The sequence below is a fragment of the Bradyrhizobium sp. SZCCHNR1098 genome (assembly GCF_032489375.1).
Classification (GTDB): domain Bacteria; phylum Pseudomonadota; class Alphaproteobacteria; order Rhizobiales; family Xanthobacteraceae; genus Bradyrhizobium.
The window spans coordinates 184,311-202,222 of the sequence record NZ_JAUEXY010000001.1; the positions used below are offsets into that span (position 1 = coordinate 184,311).

Here is a 17,912-nt window from a genome sequence, read left to right on the forward strand (position 1 = left end):
GCTCGTCCGCACTCAGTGCGACTTCACGAATGCCTGCAGCGCATGGAAGACGGTGCGCCGCGGATTGCGGCTGCACCAATTGCGCATCCAGCTGTCGACCTCGGTCAGATCGAGCTTGATCTGCCGGCCCTCGTCGCCGCGGTCCGCATTGATGGCGGAGACGTAGCCCATCATCCACTGCTGATACTTTGAGATGGCGTTGACGTAGGGGCCGTCGGCATTGCCGATCGCCTTGTAGGTGCCGGGCGGCTGCTCCTCGGCGGCGGTGATGAAGCGCTCGCAGGAATCGGCGCCCACGCCCAGGACGTAGAACGCCATCTCCTCCGCGCGAACTCCGGTCGCGTAGAGCAGTGTCAACGCCAAGAGCACCCGTCGCATCTGTCGTCCCTGTTCGCACCCCTCGGCTGGATACCGCTCGAGCCTTAAAAATGTTCCGAGATGTTGCGCCCCATGCGGGGCATTTATCGGGCAGAGATGGGAAATTGCCGGGAGGGCGGGACAAGCGAATGTTGTTGCGCCAGCAACAGTCTTGGATCGGGCGGGGGATCCAAGGCCAGGCGGCGCCCCTAGCCTCGGCTCGCGTCAGCTCTCCCCCGTCAGCCGGGAGAAGTCGGCCAGGACGGCGGCGATCAGCTCCCGGTGCCTGGTATCCTGTTCCGCAAGGCTCGCGGCATACATGTTCAGGAGATAGCGCGCCTTCGCGGCGGCTTCCGGCCACGACGCAGCCGCGTTGGCGAGCAAGTGCTGCTCGAGAACAGCCTGTCGCTCGCGCAGGTCCCGCGCGTGACTCTCGGCCTCAGCCAGAGCGCGACGCAGGTCCACGGCCTTCTGCGCGCTCATCCCGCGGTGCCTGTCGAGATCGAGCGGTTCGTCAGTCATCCGACGCACTCGCGTCGACACGCTGCGCGTCTGCAAGATCGACCGAGCTGACGGACACCATCTCGACGGCCGCAGAGCGCGAGCCGGCGGCGGGCAGCATCATCATCGTCGCAACCCGGCGGTAGGCAGCAAAGGACAATCCTTCGATCAGCTCCTCGTCCGTGACCACCTCGTAGGTGCCCTCGGGCAAGAGACGCTCGATGCTTCTGATCCGGAACGGATGTTTGAAGGTGACGAATTCGCGCCGCGAGCGGATGCTCATCTGCGCCTACCTTTCGCGACAGCCTCGCTGTCGCTTGTCGCAACTTCGAGCTCTTCGAAGCATGCGCCTTACGGCCGGCAATAGCCACCGCTTTCTCATCAGCACGACGTGACGAGCGGCCCGGCGTCATCGGACCGTGTCGCTGCGCTTTGGTGCTCGCTATTGCAGGAGCCAGGGTGTATCAATGGTGATCACCGCCATTCCGACGGCATTCATCGGTGACTGAGGGTCACGAGCGCTCCCGCCGCAAACACGCGAGGGACAGCCAATGCCGCAGTTTCGTCTGAGCGAGTGGATCGTTCCACCCATCATTGTGCCGCTTCTGCTGATCCTGCTCGCGCTCGCAACTGCCGCGCTGCATTCGTAGATCAGACACCGTGCGCCCCGTCGGCAGCCGGTGGACGACGGCCACCCGGCCGATAGGCAGTGACGCCGCGCACGCAGGATCGACGCGTGCGCCCTCGTCCGATGCGTTGAACCAGCTCCAACCCGAGCCGAGAGGAGATCGACATGGCCAAAGGTCAGCAAAAAGGCAATCGCGAAGCCAAGAAGCCCAAGAAGGAAAAGCCCAAGAGCATTGCCGCAGCGCCGAGCCAGAAGACCGGAGCATGGCAGCCGGATTTTTCCAGCGACAAGAAGAAGCGCTAGGAGATTTCCGGCCCTCATCAGTCTGGATGGTTCTCCCGCAAGGCCGCAGGGCCGCGCAATCAACGCCGCGCGCAATGCGGCGACGCGGCCGACCGTACTCGACAGCCCAAAGGACAGAACATGGCGCGCGAAACGATCTATTTCGTTCAGGCGTTCAGTGCCGGCCGGGGCGGACGCGCGAAAGCCGAGACGCCGATCGCCTGCAAGACGGAAGCGAGCGCGCTCCGGACTGCGGAACGACTGGTGTCGAGCAAGGCAGGCGTCGTCGCCTTCTCATCCTCGGGCGATCCCGACATGGGTGACTATGACGATGAGCCGACGGTCCTCTTCCGCCACGGCGAATTGCCGTCGGCTTTCGATTGAGATGCGCGCAACCCTTTGTCGCCGGCGACCACCGCCGAACGACGCCCCTTGGATGACGTCCGCCCTATCGGCGGCGTCCTCCGAACCTGATCGGACACACACATGATTGAGTTTCCAAATCACAGCCGCTCCTATGACCGCACGCGACGTGCCGTACGGTTCTGGGGCTATGACAGCGCGATGGAAGCATCGTTCTTCGTCGACGAGGGCGCGTTGAGACGCCTTCAACCCGACACCCGTCCGGACGAGTCGGGCTTTCTGACCGCGTTCGATTCCAACCGCGAGCGGATCTGCGCCGCCGCCGCCAGGGTCTATGTCCGCGGCAGCCGGGGATCCTACGATCTCGTCGCTGCCAATTTTTGACGGCGATGCCTGGCGATCGATCGGCCAGGCTGGTGGTGATGCGGATCGGCTCTCAGCGATGCTGATGTCTCTCATCTTGAGACTCGTGACCTGACGGAGCCTCTGTCACCTACCTAGGCGGGCCCCCCGGCCAGTGGACCGCATTTGAGGATTCTCTAGAGGTCCGCGTGGCCCTGCGGGTCGATCAGCCGGTTGATCCGCTGCGCCGCCGCGAGCCCGAAGCGCACCGTCATGAGCTTGCGCGTCGGCGCCGGCAATCTGTGCTCTGGCGCCTCGCAATGCAGGTGGGCGCCATAGGCATCGGCCACGATCAGGCCGGTGTCCTGCGGAAAGATCTCGCACGGCAGATCCTGCGTGAAGGCGAAGAACAGCCGGTCGCAATGGGCACGGTAGTCCTCCCACTTGTGATCCGCGCGCAGATCCTCGACCGACGACTTGATCTCGACGATCCAGATCTCGCCGCGCTCGTTCAGCGCCACCAGGTCGGCGCGACGTCCCGACGGCAGCGGCAGCTCGCTGATGGTGGCAAAGCCGAGCGAGCGCAGCAAGCGCGAGGTGCCGCGCGCGATCGCCAGCGCCGTCTCCGACTGGCGTCGGTCGATGGGAACGAGGCTGATCCTGGCGGCTGACGATTCCATGCGCCACAGCATAGCCGATTCCGGGCGTCGCCCAAGCACGCTAATCACCGGGGAACCGGAACCTGACGCCAGCCTTCCGCTTAACAGACGGCCGCCCGCAGGGCGGCGCTCGAATCCAGGTCGACGTCGTAGCTCTGCGAACGTGACGACATGGCCGACGACAAGACTATGGATCACGGAGACATCGACCTCGTCGAAAAACGCCTGCACGTGCATGCGCCACCTTGGATCGGACATCTCCGTCCTCAGACACGCCAACAATGTCGCCTCGTCGATCCCGACCGGCATCGGCGTGTTGATCGTGGTCGCGGCGGCCGTCAGGCCGTCAGCCGTACTTTGCGGCCCACGAAGTGAAGATCGACGACAGCCAGATCGCATCGACATCGAGCGTCGAAAGAGTGGCAGGCGATGGATGATGCCGGTGAGGTGTCAGGTCGCCGTGACGCGGTGTTTTTCGCTTGGCGCACTGCGAAAAATCGGCATGCTGGCGCCATGAGCGAACCCGAAACCACCAAGGCGAAGGCCGGCGCGATGATCGTGCCCGTCACGCCGTTCGAGCAGAACTGCACCATCCTGTGGTGCGAGGCGACCCGGAAGGCGATCGTGATCGATCCCGGCGGCGACGTGCCCAACATCCAGGCCGCGATCGCGCAGGCAAAGGTCACCGTGGAGAAGATCTGGCTGACGCATGGCCATATCGATCACGTCGGCGGCGCGGCCGATCTGCGCGACGCGCTGAAGGTGCCGATCGAGGGGCCGCATGTCGCCGACAAGTTCCTGCTCGACAACGTCGTCACCAGCGGCGCGCGCTTCGGCATCACAGGCGTGCGCGATTTCACGCCGGATCGCTGGCTCGAGGAGGGCGACCGCGTCGAGATCGGCGAGCTCGTCTTCGATATCCTGCATTGCCCGGGGCATTCGCCGGGCAGCGTCGTGTTCTTCAACAAGGAGATGCGCTTCGCCCAGGTCGGCGACGTGCTGTTCAACGGCTCGGTCGGCCGCACCGATTTGCCCGGCGGCAGCCATGAGACGCTGATCAGATCGATCAAGGACAAGCTGCTGCCGCTCGGCGACGACGTCGGCTTCATCTGCGGCCATGGCGCCGGATCGAGCTTCGGCCAGGAGCGCATGACCAACCCATTCCTGACCGGCGACGTCTGACCCGCGCGTCCCTCGCGAGCGAGCTCTGAACGGCTGCGGTTGTGGCCGCCTACTTCAGGCCGGCCGCTTGCAGGGCACGGTCGATCACGGCAGCGACGTCGATGGTTCGGCGCCGCGGCCTGACGGTCGCGCCACTGCCGTTGATCGAAGATTCGCCGGTCGCCGACTCCAGCCGTTTCGGCTCCACGGGCTTGGAGACGGCCACGGGCTTGGACTCCGGCCTCTGGTCCGGCTTGGACTTGGCCGCTTTCCGCGACGGCGACTGGGGCTCGACCTCGGGCTGCGGGACCGCAGCGGATGCCGGTGCAGAGAGCAGCATGCCGGTCGGCGACATTCTGGGCTCGACCACCTTGATCTCGGCCGGCTTGACGTCGACCGGTTCCGCAGCGGGCGATGGAGCGTCCGCCGCGCGTCGCAAGGTCTTGGTGAAGGCCGGCACCGCCGAGATCGGCGACACCTGCGGGATCAGCTTCGTGCTCGGCGACGTCGTGGCCGCCTTGAGCGGACGAATCCAATCGGTGACGCCGAAGAATTTCGCGATGTGATAGGACGAGGAAATGCCGGCCTCGAGCAGGAACGGCCCGGCCTTGCCATAGCGCTTGTCGTTGGCCGCGATCCCGATCGGCGTGCCATGCGCCATGTTGGAGATCGTGAACGATTCCACGACGGTCTCGCCGTCGGCATTCCACCATTGCTCATGCGGATAGCCGTTCACCTCGGCCGCGGCCATCGGCGCCAGCGGCAGATGGTGCAGGTCCAGCCACTGCTTGACGATCTCGCCGGCATTGTCCGGATGCACGGTGTAGTCCGCTGTGCCGTGCCACACCGACAGCTTCGGCCACTTGCCGCGGTGGTTCGAGGCACGACGAACGAGATCGCCGAGCTCGCCTGCGGGGCGCGCCGGCGGCATCCGCATCTGCAGGATCGCGTCGCGCATGCTGCGCGCGGTGCCGAACGGCAGCCCGGCGATGACAGCGCCGGCAGCGAACAATTCGGGATGCGCCGAGAGCAGCGCCATGGTCATCGCGCCGCCCGCCGACAGGCCGGTGACGTAGATGCGCCTGGGATCGATGGCACAATCCGCCACCATGCGCGCAATCATCTGACGGATCGAGGCGACCTCGCCCTGATCACGCGTGATGTCTTCGGACTGAAACCAGTTGAAGCAGCGCTGCGGATTGTTGACCCGCTGCTGCTCCGGCAGCAGCAGCGCGAAGCCGAAATGCTTGGCGAGCGTCGACCAGCCGGCGCCGAGATCGTAGTCGGCGGCGCCCTGCCCGCAGCCATGCAGCACGACGACCAGCGGCGCCAGCGGCTGACGCTGCGCCGGCACATAGGCAAACATCTTCAGGCGCCCAGGGTTGGTGCCGAAGTGCTCGATCTCGATCAGGGGATTCTCTGGAGCGCGACGCGGCTGACGATGAAAATCGGCAAATCCGGTAATACTGTTCAGCTCGCGCAGCCGTCGCAAATACTCAACATTTTCGGCGAGGGACAACGGCAGCTCCTTAGGCATTCGCGTATTCACGGCAGCGGGTAGACAATCCACCATCACCCAGATGGTTGCTGCAGTGCAAAAGAAAAAGCCCACACCATCCCGGACGTCAGCAATTTGATTGCGAATTTCGGTCTTGCTGCGATCTAAATGCCACGCCGACGCGGCGCTTCACGCAGCAATCACCGAAATGCGAACCGAGCACCACGAATATCGCCGTTGGCGTGAACGCGACAGACTCCGCAACCGCAAAGGCCGACGACCGCGATTTGGAAATCATCATTCGAGCCACATCGCGAATCGACCATGTCAGCGGGAAGTGTGCCGTACCGATCGGCGATCAGTAAACAAACAAATGGCAGCCATGCACCGATCGGCATACGCGCCAAGGTGATTGCCTGACACCGATGCGCCAATTAGCCTGATCGGCAAGCAACAACGAATTCCGCTTGGGAGAAAACGCATGGCGCGGCTCAAATTCGGAGCGTTCCTCGCTCCGCATCATCCGATCGGCGAGCATCCGATGCTGCAATTCCGCCGCGACCTCGATCTGGTCGCGCAGCTCGACGAGCTCGGCTACGATGAGTTCTGGTGCGGCGAGCATCATTCCAGCGGCTGGGAGATGATCGCTTCCCCCGAGATGTTTCTCGCCGCCGCCGGCGAGCGCACCAAGCGCATCAGGCTCGGCACCGGCGTGATCTCGCTGCCCTACCATCATCCCTACAACGTCGCGCAGCGGATGGTGCAGCTCGATCACATGACCGGCGGCCGCGCCATCTTCGGCTCGGGCCCCGGCGCGCTCGCCTCCGATGCCCACACTCTGGGCATCGATCCGATGACGCAGCGCGACCGTCAGGACGAGGCGATCGCCATCATCCGCCGCCTGTTCAACGGCGAGCGCGTCACCGCCAAGAGCGACTGGTTCACGATGAACGATGCGGCCTTGCAGATCCTGCCGTTGCAGGAGGAGATGCCGTTCGTCGTGGCCTCGCAGATCTCGCCGTCCGGCATGACGTTGGCCGGCAAATACGGCATCGGCATCATCTCGCTCGGCTCGATGTCGACGCAGGGGCTGATGGCGCTGCCGCAGCAATGGGAGTTTGCCGAGGACGCGGCGAAGAAGCACGGCACGACAGTGAGCCGCGCCGACTGGCGCGTGCTGCTGTCCTGGCACATCGCGGAGACGCGCGAGCAGGCACGGCGCGAGGCCGGCGCGGGACTGATGCGCTGGCACAACGAGTACACCGTCGGCACCCTGATGCGGCCCGGCCTGAAGGCCTTCTCATCGCCGGACGAGGCCGTCGACAAGACCGCCTTCGTCGAGGGCGCGGCGTCGACGATCGGCACGCCGGACGATCTCGTCAAGACGATCAGGAACCTGATGCAGGTGTCGGGCGGCGTCGGCCACATCATCGGCTTCGTGCACGACTGGGCCAACCCGGAAGCTTCGCGGCGCAGCTGGGACATGGTCGCGCGCTACGTCGTGCCGGAGATCAACGGCTACATCGACGGCCTGCGCCGCTCGCAGAAATTCGTCATCGAGAACCGCGCCATCTTCGAGCGCGCGGGCCAGGCCGTGATGGCCAAGATCATGGACAACGACAAGGCCGCCGCCGCGCTGTCGCAGACGGGGCCAGGACGGATCGCGATTCCGGCCGTGAATGCCCCGGATCTGCAGGAGGCGGCGGCGAAACAGCGAGGGTGAGCGTGGGGCGAAGCCGCTCCGTGGCACGCGCAATATCGCGGCATTCGATGCCGCTAATTAGTTACTCGTCATGCCCGGGCTTGACCCGGGCATCCACGTCCATCCACCATCTCGAACGACGTGGATCGCCGGGACAAGTCCGGCCATGACGGCCTTAATGGTTGGACTCTAATATGGCGGCAAGGCGCAACTCGAACGGTCGAGCGCGTGACTACCTCACCGCCGCGACGAGCTTCTCGCAGTCGGCGATGGTCGCTATCTGCTTCAGCGTCTCGCGCAGGGCCGGCAGGTCGACCGGCTTCTGGAATTGCGGGTAGACGACGAGGCCGAGCACGGTGGCGAGGCGGACATTCTTCGTCGCCGGCGGCGTCGGTGTCGGCTTCGACGACCGCTTCACCGCGCATGTGACGACGCGAACGCATACGGCGACGGTCGGCGTCGGCTACAAGTTCTGAGGCGCGGCTAGTCCTGAAGCGAGCGGTCCTGCGCTCGCCGATGACGGTGAGAACAGTCAAACCATTGGGCAGGCGAGGCTTGGCTCCAAACTGCGCGGCGCTAGTTTGAGCGCCATGCCCGCTGCCAAACCCCAGTGCCCTCCGCAGCCGCCCGCTCCCTTGTCTGCTGATGAAGTCATTTTCATCAAGGACACGATCAAGCGCTTTTATGGCGACGACGCGATCGTGCGCAATTTCGGCCCAGACCCGGCCCGCATGGAATTGCACGTCGAAACAGGCCGCGACATTGGAATTGCGCATTATGACTGCTGCGGCGTCCTGATGACCCGAATCGACCGCGACCAAATCGCTCTCGAGGTCTCGCGGCGACGCATGCGGATAAAGGGCCGGGCCAAGCTCGCCTATCGTTATGGCGTCGCGCTTTGAAAACCGGCACCTCAAGCAGGCCGCGCGGATCCTTCCGGTCTGGACGACAGTTGGGCGACAGCTTCGCAGCCGCGGAAAGGGATGACACACCGCCCTCATCCGCACTCATAGCCGCTAGCTTAAGCGCTCCGCTATCGCGATATTTGGCGTCATACGTCCTAGCGCGTCACCGACATAGCCGCGCAATCATCCAATACTCTTGCCGATTTATAACACAAATGTATACGTCGTTTAGGTTGAGGGAAAAGAAATGGACAAGGCGGAGTTCGTGGCCCGAGCGCCAATTTACTATGCCCTGGCGATTGCAGTGGCATTGCACGAAGCGAGCACTCCTCTTCCGGAGTTTAAAATAAAGGGCCGGTATCCGGATTTAGATGATCCGAACCCCGAAGGAGGAAGCCTCATCGAGCGTTGGATGATCTGGGACCGTGCGGTGGCATGGCTGGTTAAACGTGAAATGATCAAGATTAAGCGCGACCCATTCGGACCCGCGATTTTTTCGTCAAGTCCCGAATTCGATGACGTATGGAATACTCTCATCCAGGACGAAGATCTTCCGTTCTCCACCTACGAAGCAGCCGGACGGAGCAATGATTGGCTTGTACCTGCGCTAATCTCTCTCGAAAACCATTTCGTCAACTTGGACATAAAGGTCCTGGATTTTGAGAATCCGGACGGCGAGTGGGCGCCCATTCAATTAGAGGAAGACGACCCGACAGCGAAGAAGGCGATCTCATCACTTGAAAATGTTATCGAAGAAGTCCGTTCTGATAACGGATATAGCGCCACGCACTCCCAAGAACGCGACTTTGCTCTGGAAGGCCTCCAAGGGACGCTCAACAAGCTGCGATCCCGAATTGTCAGCGCTGGCTACGTGAAGATCGCCCTTGAGCGGCTTGGGATGCTCGGCAAGCGGTTTGCGGGAACGATCAAAGAGGGGACAATTGCGGCGGCGAGGGCGGCTCTAATCGACTTTGCCAAGGCACATTTTGGCGATGCCTTGAACTACGTTTGGAAGATCTTCTTTTAATCGACCTACTAGCGCGTGCGCGAAAGCATGATCCGCGTCCGTGGTCCACAAGGCGCGGCACTCGGGATCGGCGCTGGCAGCCGACCTGCCCCTCGAAGCGCAGCCGCGGATGGCTGCGCCGTTGTGGTCGGCGGAAACTGGATCGTGCGTGCCGACTATCGCTCCGCCGATTTCGGCACCTGGACGCAGCCCTTCTTCACCACCGGCGGCGTCGGCTTCGACGACCGCTTCACCGCGCATGTCACGACACGCACCCACACCGCAACGGTCGGCATCGCCTACAAGTTCTGAGGTCGACTGATCGCCAGCGTTTGGTAGCAGTGGATCTCCACACCTCGAGCCGTCGGTGGCGACCTGGCGGCCATCGGCGATTGGGCGCCACGAGGATTTTCTTAACCCGGGCCTGCCATGCTCACTGCGAATCGAGCATGGCCTTGCAAGGGACCGCTCGCGCGTAGGACGCGTCAGGCAGCCCGCCGTCTCGACCCGGCGGGCTTTTCCGTGGGAAAGATCGCCAATGTCACTCTCCTCAGCCAAGAACTACGCGCTGCGCGCCGAACGGTCGCAGGACCCCAAGGAGGCCGCCGACCTCCTGGCAAAGGCGATCCTGGAGCTGGCGGCCTCGATCGAGGCAACCGACGCCAAGGTGAAGAAAATCAACAAATCGGGCGGCTGATGATCCTGACGCCCGCGTCGGAACGCGTGGCAGCTTCCGGCGGTGGCGGGACCTCCTCGCAGCGAGACATGATCCGCTGATCCTGCTGCGATCGATCGCCGATATCGCGGCGTCGCCCACCGGCGACAACAGCAGGAAGCTGATGGCGACCGTCGGGCCCGACGGGAAAATCGCTTCCAGCAAAACATCTTGAGAAAAGAAACACCACCGCGCCGGCCTGCCGATCACAGGTCGATCGCCGCGAGACGGTGCGCGCCGAAAAACTCATTTCGCGAACCACCTCAATCACATCACCCCTGTCCAGTCCTGCGCGCAAAAATAATCCTGTTTCTCTTTATCAGAATTCATGCTTCTCTCCCACCGTCCCGTCTCGATAAGAGGGGCGCTTCGCGGTCGTCACGAACGTTGAGGCGGGATGCGGTGGGCGTGTCGATGTCGCAGCGTGGTTGATGCCGCGCGGACGAACGACGGCGATGCGCACGGTCAAGTCGCGTGGTCCTGGCACCCCGATGCTGGTGTTACGCTTGCGGTGGCGCTCACGCGTCGCGCAGGCAACGGTGACCAACAAGCCCGGCGCACCGGGGAGCACGCGAAGCAGCCGTTCAAACCATCGCGCGGGGAATGCCGGGATGCCTCGGCTGAACCTATGGTACCTGCCGCCTGCATTTTTTTCTGCAGGCGGGCCATGGGTGCGGCCAGCGCCCGGCATTCCCCGTGCCCTCTGTCTGGAGGAGGGCGGAATATTCCATCCCTCGGACGCATCAACGCGCCGCGAGATCGCAGCCGCGTGCGACGCAGCACAACTGGCGGATCATGAGACACCGGAGCGTATTGCATCAGGGCCGCAACCGCCCGACAATGCAGGCCACGGTGTCTGCCACTGTGCCACTGACCGAAACGAAGTCAGATCCGAGACACCGGCCATCAGACGAGAGGAAGCCCCGCGATGTCGATGCAGCATGTGGTCTCTGATGCGATCAGGCTGACCCCGCCACGGCGCAATTCACTCACCCATATCCCCGGCGACGAAGGCTGGCCGATCATCGGCAAGACATTCGAGACGCTCGCCGACCCCAAGGGTCACGTCGAGCGCAACGCCAGGAAGTATGGTCCCGTCTACCGCACCCACATGTTCGGCGACGTCAACGTCGTGCTGCTCGGCCCCGAAGCCAACGAGCTTGTGCTGTTCGACCAGACCAAGCTGTTCTCGTCGGCGCATGGCTGGGGCCACATCCTCAATCTGCTGTTTCCGCGCGGCCTGATGCTGCTCGATTTCGAGGAGCATCGCATGCACCGCAAGGCGCTGTCGGTCGCCTTCAAGGCCGGGCCGATGAAGTCCTATCTCGCTGGCCTCGACCGCGGCATCGCCGCACGCATCGCGCAGTGGAAGGCAAATCCCGGCGAGATGCTGTTCTATCCCGCGATCAAGCAGCTCACGCTGGATCTCGCGGCGACGTCCTTCCTGGGGAGCGAGATCGGGCCCGAAGTCGATGCGATCAACCGCGCCTTCGTCGACATGGTCGCGGCCGCGGTGGCGCCGATCCGCCGGCCGCTGCCGGGCACGCAGATGGCGCGCGGCGTCAAGGGCCGCCAGCGCATCGTCGCCTATTTCTCCGAGCAGATCCCGCTGCGCCGCGCGCGCGGCGACGGCGAGGACCTGTTCTCGCATCTGTGCCGCGCCACCGACGACCGCGGCGCGCTGCTGTCGACGCAGGACATCGTCGATCACATGAGCTTCCTGATGATGGCCGCGCACGACACGCTGACCTCGTCGATCACCTCGTTCGTCGCCCAGCTCGCCGCGCATCCAGAGTGGCAGCAGAAGCTGCGCGACGAGGTCGCGAGCCTCGGCCTTGCAGAGGGCGATCCGATGAGCTCGGAGCATCTGGAGAAGATGAAGCTCACCGAGATGGCGTTCCAGGAGACCTTGCGGCTGATGCCGCCGGTGCCGTCATTGCCGCGCCGCCCGGTCCGGGACTTCACCTTCAAGGGCTATGCGATTCCCGCCGGCACCGGCGTCGGCATCAATCCGATGTTCACGCATCACATGCCGGAGATCTGGCCCGAGCCCGAGCGCTTCGATCCGATGCGCTTCACCGACGAGGCCCAGCGCGGCCGCCACCGCTTCGCCTGGGTGCCGTTCGGCGGCGGCGCGCATATGTGCCTCGGCCTGCACTTCGCCTACATGCAGGTGAAATGCTTTGCGCGGCATTTCCTGTCCAACATCGAGGTCTCCTTCGCCCCGGGCTATCAGCCGAGCTGGCAGGTCTGGCCGATCCCGAAGCCGCGCGACGGGCTGAAGGTGATGCTGAAGGCGGTGTGACCGGCGCGCATTGATACAGCAAGGGCGCCAAGGATCTTGGTTTGTTGCGGACGCTTTCCTCCTCGTCTTCCTCCTCGTCATGGCCGGGCTTGACCCGGCCATCCATCCTGCTGCAATTCGCGGATGAGAGACGTGGATGCCCGGGCATGACGAAATGTATACTTCGCCGTCCCTACTCCGCCGCATCCCCCAACAGCTTGCGCATCGCCTGATAGCCCTGCTGCTGCTGGGTCCAATTGCGGCCGCCGGTGATGGCGCCGTCGATGACGAGATCATGGCCGTTGATGAAACTGGCTTCGTCGCTGGCGAGAAACAGCGCGGCGTAGGCGATGTCGTCGGGCAGGCCGGCACGCGGAATCGGCTGCGCCGTGGCATAGGCGTTGCGGATCGTCTCCGGCGTCTTCTCGGCGGCCTCGGTCGACAGACCGAGCGCCTTGCCGAAGATCCCGGTGGCGATCAGTCCGGGCGAGATCGAGTTGACGCGCACGCCGGACTCGCCGAGCTCCATCGCCACGCATTTCGTCAGATGGATCACGGCCGCCTTCGCCGTGCTGTAGACCACCGAGGTCGAATAGCCCGCGAGCCGGCCGGCGATCGAGCCGTTGTTGATGATGCTGCCGGCGCCTTGCCGCTTCATGTGGGGCGCGGCGTATTTCATGCCGAGCATGACGCTGCGCACCAGCACCGCCATGGCCTGGTCGAAGCGATCGGCATCGAGCCCTTCGATGCCGCCGGTCTGCGCCGGGCCGCCGGCATTGTTGAACACGCAATCGAGCCGGCCGAAGCGCTCGGCCGCGCCATCGATCAATGCCCGCATCTGCTCGTCGACGGTGACGTCGGTCTGCCGGAAGACGCAGTCCGCTCCGAGCCGACGCGCCAGCGCTTCGCCCTCGGCGCTGCGCCGGCCTGCAACGACGACCTTCGCCCCCTCGGCCACGAAGATCTCCGCCGTCCGCAGCCCGATCCCGCTGGTCGCGCCCGTGATCACGGCGACCTTGCCCTCCAACCGTCCCATTCCCTGCTCCTTCCGTTGTTGCTGCGTGCTCATTCTTGGCGACGGAATAATAAGCGCCTGAGTTCCGCCGCGGAACCATCATCGTGCGCGCCAACCTGCAACACACGCAAGGCGGCTTCCATCAACCGGACAAATTACCGCCACGTCGGCCTTAATTTGGTTGCGCAGTTGAGGCTCATGGATGTCCATGACGCGACTCATCGACGACATCAAGCGGATCTGGCGCGGCGAGCAGCAGCCTTCCCTGACATGGAGCTGCATGTTTGCAGCGATGTGCCTGCTCGCAGCCACGGCGATTCGCTACGGCATGGCGCATCTGCGGCCCGACGTGTTCTTCACGCCCTACATGGCGGCCGTCTTCTTCGCCACCGCGATGGGCGGATCGGGCGTCGGCCTGGCAACGGCGATCGCTGGCGCAGCGCTCGGCCTGACGCTCGATTTTGGCGGCGGTCCGGCCGATGGCGCCCGGCTCGCGCTGATGGCGATGTATATGGTCGTGGCGATGCTGGTGATCTGGGGCGTCGATCACTACCGGCGCCTGGCCGGCAAGCAGCGCGAGATCGCCCGGCGCCTCGCCCAGGAGGAGCAGTATCGCAAGCTCCTGGTCGACGAGCTGCATCACCGGCTCAAGAACAAGACCTCGACCATTCACGCCGTGCTGCATCAGGTGCTGTACGACCAGCCGCAGGTATGGAGCCGCATCGACCAGCGCATCCGCGCGCTCGCGACCGCCGACGACCTGATCGCGCGCGCCGACGGACAGGGCTGCGACCTGAAGGATCTGCTGGTCTCGGAGCTCGGGCCATATGGCCATGTCCGCTTCGAGCTCAACGGCCCGCCGCTGTTCCTGCCTGCCAAGCTCGCCGTCAGCCTCGCTTTGATCTTTCACGAGCTTGCGACCAATGCCGGCAAGTACGGCGCCTTTGCCTCGCCGCGCGGCTTCCTTCAGGTGTCGTGGACGATGCAGGAGGACCGCCTCGATCTGACCTGGGACGAGGCCGGGGGTCCACCGATCGGTCCGATCGGCAAGCCCGGTTTCGGGAGCAAATTGCTGAAATCCGTGCTGTCGTCGTTCGATGGCAGGACCGAGACCAGGTTTCTCGAATCCGGCCTTCACTGCACCTTGCAGTGTCGCGTGCCACCGAACTGAACCGGCCGCCGGGCGGCCATTGCTGCCTACGACTTTCGCCGCATGCGTGCGGCCGCGTCGCTACTCCGATTCACGAACGGTTAATGACGCCGCGGCACAAAGCTCCGTCATTTCCAATACTTGGCTCGCGCGTTCCGTGTTTCTACGTAGCGCTTAACTAAAATGAAGCGGGAACTTTGCACAATCGGCGCATGTACAGCAGCGACCGATTCAACTTTTCCCCCGGACCGAACGAGGGGCTGGGCTCGACCGAGGCCGAGCTGCGCTTCCTGCGCAGCGTCCTCAGCCAGCTGCCGTCGGGCGTCACGGTCCAGGACGAGCACGGTCGCTTTCTGCTGGTCAACGATACGGCCGCCGTTCAGCTCGGCGCCGCCGCCAACAGCATCGACGGCCTCTCGGCACCGCATCTCCATAACCGGCGCACCGCCTGCCGCGAGATCCTCGGCCGGGGGCGAACGGTGATCGGCGAGGAAAAAGTGGCAGGCGAGCGCGGCGCGCAGACCCTGCTGACCGCGCATCGGCCGGTCCGCATCGGTGACCAGGTAGTCCTCATCTCCAGCTCGGCCGACATCAGCGAGCAGAAGGAGTTCGAGGACCAGCTTTTTCGGGCCGCCTATTACGACGAGCTGACCGGCCTGCCGATGCGCCGCGTGGTCGAGCATCGCGCCGACCATCTGGTCCGGCGCGGCCGGGTCGACGGACGCTTCGCGCTCGCCTTTCTCGATCTCGATAATTTCAAATACATCAACGACTATTACGGCCACGCCACCGGCGATGCGCTGCTGGTCGAGCTCGCCAAGCGTATCAGCCGCGACCTGCGCGAATCGGACCTGCTGTCGCGCATCAGCGGCGACGAGTTCCTGCTGCTGCTGCATCCGATCGAGCGCGCCGAGGAGGTCGCCGAATTCCTCCAGGACATGGTGAACCGCCTGAACGCGCCCTTCTTCATCGACGGCGCCGAGGTATTCGCCTCGGCGTCCGTTGGCGTCAGCCTGTTTCCCGAGCACGGCGCGAGCTACGACGTGCTGCGCCAGAACGCCGATCTCGCGATGTATCGCGTCAAGAACGGCGGCAAGGGCGCACTGGCCTTCTTCTCGAGCGCAATGGAGCACGAGGCGCTGGCGCGCATGAAGGTCGAGCAGTCGCTGCGGCTCGCGATCCTCGAAAAGCGCTTCTGCTGCGCGTTCCAGGCCAAGGTCGACATCCGCACCGAGGAGATCAAGGGCATCGAGGCGCTGGTGCGCCTGCGCGACAATGAAGGCGTGATCCAGGCTCCCGGCTCCTTCATCAATCTCGCCGTCGAGCTCGGCCTGATCGACGAGCTCGCCCATCTCGTGCTGGCCGAGATCGTCAAGTCGATCGATCTGATCAACGACGCGTTTGGACCCGAGGCGACGATCAGCATCAACGTCGCGGCAAAACAGGCGTCGAATCCGGAATTCATGCAGCCCTTCGCCCGGGCGATTGCAGCAACCGGCTTTCCCAAGCGGTTCATGATCGAGGTCACCGAGGACGCGTTCGTGACCCGCAGCCATTTCCAGGACGAGATCGTGCCGCTGCTGCGCGGGATCGGCGTCGGCATCTCGATCGACGATTTCGGCATCGGCTATTCGTCGCTGTCGGCGCTCGCCGACATCACGGCGGACGAGATCAAGATCGACCGTTCCTTCATCACCGACATTCATAAGCGGCCGCGCAGCCAGGGCATCCTGCGTGCGATCGAATCCCTGAGCGAGGCTCTGGGCATGACGGTAATCGCCGAGGGCATCGAGTCGTTCGAGGAGCTCGCCTATCTGCAGGCCGCGACCAAGATCCGCTATGCGCAGGGCTACTACTTCTCGCGTCCGATCTTCCTCGAGGAGCTGAAGCCGGCGGCCCCGCTTGCAAGCGAAGCGCGCATCAGTCTCGCCAGTCGCCCTGTGCAGGAAAATCGCCAGGCCTATGCGCGCAGCAGCCGCTATCGGCGCTGAGTTTTAGGAGGAAAAGCCCTCGGCCCGAGGAATGAGCCGTCACGGGGTGCCGCCGAAAGCGCCTTGACCCAGGCCGAGCCTGCACACTATCAGTTGCAGACAACAGCCGCCGGTAGCTGGGAGGAAGGCTCGTGAAGACGTCATATATACTCAAAGCCATTGTTTCATCACTGACTGCGGCCCTGCTGGCCACCGCCGCCCAGGCCGACGATCTGAAAATCGCTCTCATCTATGGCAAGACCGGCCCGCTCGAGGCCTATGCCAAGCAGACCGAAGCCGGCCTGCGCCTCGGCTTCGAATATGCCACCAAGGGCACCAACATGATCGACGGTCGCAAGATCGTCATCATCACCAAGGACGACCAGGGCAAGCCCGATCTGTCGAAGGCCGCGCTGTCCGAAGCCTATCAGGACGACGGCGCCGACATCGCGATCGGGACGACCTCCTCGGCAGCGGCGCTCGCCGACCTGCCGGTCGCCGAAGAGAACAAGAAGATCCTGATCGTCGAGCCGGCGGTGGCCGACCAGATCACCGGCGAGAAGTGGAACCGCTACATCTTCCGCACCGGCCGCAACTCCTCGCAGGACGCAATCTCCAACGCGGTCGCGATCGGCAAGCCCGGCGTCACGGTCGCCACCCTGGCGCAGGACTACGCCTTCGGCCGCGACGGCGTCGCTGCCTTCAAGGAGGCGCTGGCCAAGACCGGCGCCACGCTGGCGGCGGAGGAGTATGTGCCGACCACGACGACCGACTTCACGGCCGTGGCCCAGCGTCTGTTCGATGCGCTGAAGGACAAGCCGGGCCGCAAGATCATCTGGATCCTGTGGGCAGGTGCCGGCGATCCGCCGGGCAAGCTGCAGGATATGGACCCCAAGCGCTACGGCATCGAGCTGTCGACCGGCGGCAACATCCTGGCGGCGCTCGCCGCCTACAAGCGGCTGCCCGGCATGGAAGGTGCCACCTATTACTACTATGACATTCCCAAGAACCCGGTGAACGACTGGCTGGTGTCCGAGCACCAGAAGCGCTTCAATGCGCCGCCGGACCTGTTCACCGCCGGCGGCTTCTCGGCGGCGATGGCCGTCGTCACTGCCGTCACCAAGGCCAAGTCGACCGACAGCGAGAAGCTGATCGCGGCGATGGAGGGCATGGAGTTCGATACGCCGAAGGGCAAGATGATCTTCCGCAAAGAGGATCACCAGGCGCTGCAAAGCATGTATCACTTCCGCGTCAAGGTCGACCCGAACCTCGCCTGGGCCGTCAACGAGCCGGTGCGCGAGATCAAGATCGACGAGATGACCGTCCCGATCCGCAACAAGCGCTGAGATGCTGACATCCGTGCCCGGCCCTCGC

20 protein-coding genes are annotated in these 17,912 nt (G+C 64.1%); 13 read left to right on the forward strand and 7 right to left on the reverse strand.

Annotation, left to right across the window (positions count from 1 at the left end):
• Nucleotides 1–12: 12 nt before the first annotated feature.
• The 3 genes from QX135_RS00820 to QX135_RS00830 all read right to left on the reverse strand — a co-directional run bounded on the left by QX135_RS00820 (nucleotide 13) and on the right by QX135_RS00830 (nucleotide 1,141).
• The gene (locus QX135_RS00820) at nucleotides 13–378 is read right to left on the reverse strand and encodes a hypothetical protein (protein WP_315735343.1); all 366 of its coding nucleotides are present in this window, start codon (nucleotides 376–378) and stop codon (nucleotides 13–15) included.
• 204 nt (nucleotides 379–582) lie between these two features.
• Nucleotides 583–879 carry a hypothetical protein gene (locus QX135_RS00825; protein ID WP_315735346.1) on the reverse strand — a complete coding sequence of 99 codons (297 nt, stop codon included), beginning with the start codon at nucleotides 877–879 and terminating at the stop codon, nucleotides 583–585.
• On the reverse strand, nucleotides 872–1,141 hold the full coding sequence (locus tag QX135_RS00830; RefSeq protein WP_315735348.1) for a hypothetical protein: 270 nt from the start codon (nucleotides 1,139–1,141) through the stop codon (nucleotides 872–874). Before QX135_RS00830 ends, QX135_RS00825 begins: the two co-directional genes overlap by 8 nt.
• A gap of 510 nt (nucleotides 1,142–1,651) precedes the next feature.
• On the opposite strand from QX135_RS00830, the gene QX135_RS00835 reads away from it, so the two are divergent.
• The 3 genes from QX135_RS00835 (at nucleotide 1,652) to QX135_RS00845 (ending at nucleotide 2,515) form a co-directional block, all read left to right on the forward strand.
• On the forward strand, nucleotides 1,652–1,789 hold the full coding sequence (locus QX135_RS00835) for a hypothetical protein (RefSeq protein ID WP_315735351.1): 138 nt from the start codon (nucleotides 1,652–1,654) through the stop codon (nucleotides 1,787–1,789).
• A 120-nt stretch (nucleotides 1,790–1,909) separates the two neighbouring features.
• Nucleotides 1,910–2,152 carry a hypothetical protein gene (locus QX135_RS00840; protein WP_315812110.1) on the forward strand — a complete coding sequence of 81 codons (243 nt, stop codon included), beginning with the start codon at nucleotides 1,910–1,912 and terminating at the stop codon, nucleotides 2,150–2,152.
• 102 nt (nucleotides 2,153–2,254) lie between these two features.
• On the forward strand, nucleotides 2,255–2,515 hold the full coding sequence (locus QX135_RS00845; protein ID WP_315735356.1) for a DUF1488 domain-containing protein: 261 nt from the start codon (nucleotides 2,255–2,257) through the stop codon (nucleotides 2,513–2,515).
• A gap of 155 nt (nucleotides 2,516–2,670) precedes the next feature.
• Here QX135_RS00845 and QX135_RS00850 read toward each other — a convergent pair whose 3' ends face one another.
• Complete coding sequence (locus QX135_RS00850; RefSeq protein WP_315735358.1) at nucleotides 2,671–3,153, reverse strand: MmcB family DNA repair protein; 483 nt, start codon at nucleotides 3,151–3,153, stop codon at nucleotides 2,671–2,673.
• A 492-nt stretch (nucleotides 3,154–3,645) separates the two neighbouring features.
• Between QX135_RS00850 and QX135_RS00855 the strand changes: the two genes are divergently transcribed.
• Entirely contained in the window at nucleotides 3,646–4,314 is a 669-nt protein-coding gene (locus QX135_RS00855; RefSeq protein WP_316177676.1) for an MBL fold metallo-hydrolase, read from the forward strand.
• 49 nt (nucleotides 4,315–4,363) lie between these two features.
• Here the strand turns inward: QX135_RS00855 and QX135_RS00860 are convergent, their stop codons facing one another.
• Nucleotides 4,364–5,830 (reverse strand): PHB depolymerase family esterase, encoded by a 1,467-nt coding sequence (locus QX135_RS00860; RefSeq protein WP_315797249.1) that lies wholly within the window; start codon nucleotides 5,828–5,830, stop codon nucleotides 4,364–4,366.
• Between the two features lie 442 nt (nucleotides 5,831–6,272).
• Here QX135_RS00860 and QX135_RS00865 point away from each other — a divergent pair, with 442 nt between their 5' ends.
• Nucleotides 6,273–7,514, forward strand: a complete 1,242-nt coding sequence (locus QX135_RS00865) for an LLM class flavin-dependent oxidoreductase (protein WP_315797248.1) — start codon at nucleotides 6,273–6,275, stop codon at nucleotides 7,512–7,514.
• Nucleotides 7,515–7,725: 211 nt separating this feature from the next.
• Here the strand turns inward: QX135_RS00865 and QX135_RS00870 are convergent, their stop codons facing one another.
• Nucleotides 7,726–7,911 carry a hypothetical protein gene (locus QX135_RS00870; RefSeq protein ID WP_315756833.1) on the reverse strand — a complete coding sequence of 62 codons (186 nt, stop codon included), beginning with the start codon at nucleotides 7,909–7,911 and terminating at the stop codon, nucleotides 7,726–7,728.
• 172 nt (nucleotides 7,912–8,083) lie between these two features.
• On the opposite strand from QX135_RS00870, the gene QX135_RS00875 reads away from it, so the two are divergent.
• The 5 genes from QX135_RS00875 to QX135_RS00895 all read left to right on the forward strand — a co-directional run bounded on the left by QX135_RS00875 (nucleotide 8,084) and on the right by QX135_RS00895 (nucleotide 12,424).
• Nucleotides 8,084–8,395, forward strand: coding sequence for a hypothetical protein (locus QX135_RS00875; RefSeq protein ID WP_316177679.1), 312 nt, complete (start codon nucleotides 8,084–8,086; stop codon nucleotides 8,393–8,395).
• Nucleotides 8,396–8,645: 250 nt separating this feature from the next.
• Nucleotides 8,646–9,425: a hypothetical protein gene (locus QX135_RS00880; protein WP_315735372.1), complete on the forward strand. Its 780-nt coding sequence runs from the start codon at nucleotides 8,646–8,648 to the stop codon at nucleotides 9,423–9,425.
• 144 nt (nucleotides 9,426–9,569) lie between these two features.
• A complete protein-coding gene (locus QX135_RS00885) occupies nucleotides 9,570–9,716 on the forward strand; it encodes a hypothetical protein (RefSeq protein WP_315735374.1) in 147 nt (48 codons plus the stop codon).
• Nucleotides 9,717–9,942: 226 nt separating this feature from the next.
• Nucleotides 9,943–10,101, forward strand: coding sequence for a hypothetical protein (locus QX135_RS00890; RefSeq protein ID WP_213737209.1), 159 nt, complete (start codon nucleotides 9,943–9,945; stop codon nucleotides 10,099–10,101).
• Between the two features lie 946 nt (nucleotides 10,102–11,047).
• A complete protein-coding gene (locus QX135_RS00895; RefSeq protein WP_316177682.1) occupies nucleotides 11,048–12,424 on the forward strand; it encodes a cytochrome P450 in 1,377 nt (458 codons plus the stop codon).
• 172 nt (nucleotides 12,425–12,596) lie between these two features.
• Here the strand turns inward: QX135_RS00895 and QX135_RS00900 are convergent, their stop codons facing one another.
• Nucleotides 12,597–13,439 (reverse strand): SDR family oxidoreductase, encoded by an 843-nt coding sequence (locus QX135_RS00900; protein ID WP_316177684.1) that lies wholly within the window; start codon nucleotides 13,437–13,439, stop codon nucleotides 12,597–12,599.
• Nucleotides 13,440–13,620: 181 nt separating this feature from the next.
• Between QX135_RS00900 and QX135_RS00905 the strand changes: the two genes are divergently transcribed.
• The 3 genes from QX135_RS00905 to QX135_RS00915 all read left to right on the forward strand — a co-directional run bounded on the left by QX135_RS00905 (nucleotide 13,621) and on the right by QX135_RS00915 (nucleotide 17,884).
• Entirely contained in the window at nucleotides 13,621–14,589 is a 969-nt protein-coding gene (locus QX135_RS00905; RefSeq protein WP_315735382.1) for a sensor histidine kinase, read from the forward strand.
• Between the two features lie 191 nt (nucleotides 14,590–14,780).
• Complete coding sequence (locus QX135_RS00910) at nucleotides 14,781–16,559, forward strand: putative bifunctional diguanylate cyclase/phosphodiesterase (RefSeq protein WP_315797244.1); 1,779 nt, start codon at nucleotides 14,781–14,783, stop codon at nucleotides 16,557–16,559.
• 131 nt (nucleotides 16,560–16,690) lie between these two features.
• Nucleotides 16,691–17,884, forward strand: a complete 1,194-nt coding sequence (locus QX135_RS00915) for a substrate-binding domain-containing protein (protein WP_316233907.1) — start codon at nucleotides 16,691–16,693, stop codon at nucleotides 17,882–17,884.
• The last annotated feature ends 28 nt before the right edge of the window (nucleotides 17,885–17,912 follow it).

Coding starts and splice junctions, on each gene's coding strand:
- QX135_RS00820 (WP_315735343.1), bottom strand. CDS start 378: ATGCGACGGGTGCTCTTGGCGTTGACACTGCTCTACGCGACCGGAGTT.
- QX135_RS00825 (WP_315735346.1), bottom strand. CDS start 879: ATGACTGACGAACCGCTCGATCTCGACAGGCACCGCGGGATGAGCGCG.
- QX135_RS00830 (WP_315735348.1), bottom strand. CDS start 1,141: ATGAGCATCCGCTCGCGGCGCGAATTCGTCACCTTCAAACATCCGTTC.
- QX135_RS00835 (WP_315735351.1), top strand. CDS start 1,652: ATGGCCAAAGGTCAGCAAAAAGGCAATCGCGAAGCCAAGAAGCCCAAG.
- QX135_RS00840 (WP_315812110.1), top strand. CDS start 1,910: ATGGCGCGCGAAACGATCTATTTCGTTCAGGCGTTCAGTGCCGGCCGG.
- QX135_RS00845 (WP_315735356.1), top strand. CDS start 2,255: ATGATTGAGTTTCCAAATCACAGCCGCTCCTATGACCGCACGCGACGT.
- QX135_RS00850 (WP_315735358.1), bottom strand. CDS start 3,153: ATGGAATCGTCAGCCGCCAGGATCAGCCTCGTTCCCATCGACCGACGC.
- QX135_RS00855 (WP_316177676.1), top strand. CDS start 3,646: ATGAGCGAACCCGAAACCACCAAGGCGAAGGCCGGCGCGATGATCGTG.
- QX135_RS00860 (WP_315797249.1), bottom strand. CDS start 5,830: ATGCCTAAGGAGCTGCCGTTGTCCCTCGCCGAAAATGTTGAGTATTTG.
- QX135_RS00865 (WP_315797248.1), top strand. CDS start 6,273: ATGGCGCGGCTCAAATTCGGAGCGTTCCTCGCTCCGCATCATCCGATC.
- QX135_RS00875 (WP_316177679.1), top strand. CDS start 8,084: ATGCCCGCTGCCAAACCCCAGTGCCCTCCGCAGCCGCCCGCTCCCTTG.
- QX135_RS00880 (WP_315735372.1), top strand. CDS start 8,646: ATGGACAAGGCGGAGTTCGTGGCCCGAGCGCCAATTTACTATGCCCTG.
- QX135_RS00890 (WP_213737209.1), top strand. CDS start 9,943: ATGTCACTCTCCTCAGCCAAGAACTACGCGCTGCGCGCCGAACGGTCG.
- QX135_RS00895 (WP_316177682.1), top strand. CDS start 11,048: ATGTCGATGCAGCATGTGGTCTCTGATGCGATCAGGCTGACCCCGCCA.
- QX135_RS00900 (WP_316177684.1), bottom strand. CDS start 13,439: ATGGGACGGTTGGAGGGCAAGGTCGCCGTGATCACGGGCGCGACCAGC.
- QX135_RS00905 (WP_315735382.1), top strand. CDS start 13,621: ATGTCCATGACGCGACTCATCGACGACATCAAGCGGATCTGGCGCGGC.
- QX135_RS00910 (WP_315797244.1), top strand. CDS start 14,781: ATGTACAGCAGCGACCGATTCAACTTTTCCCCCGGACCGAACGAGGGG.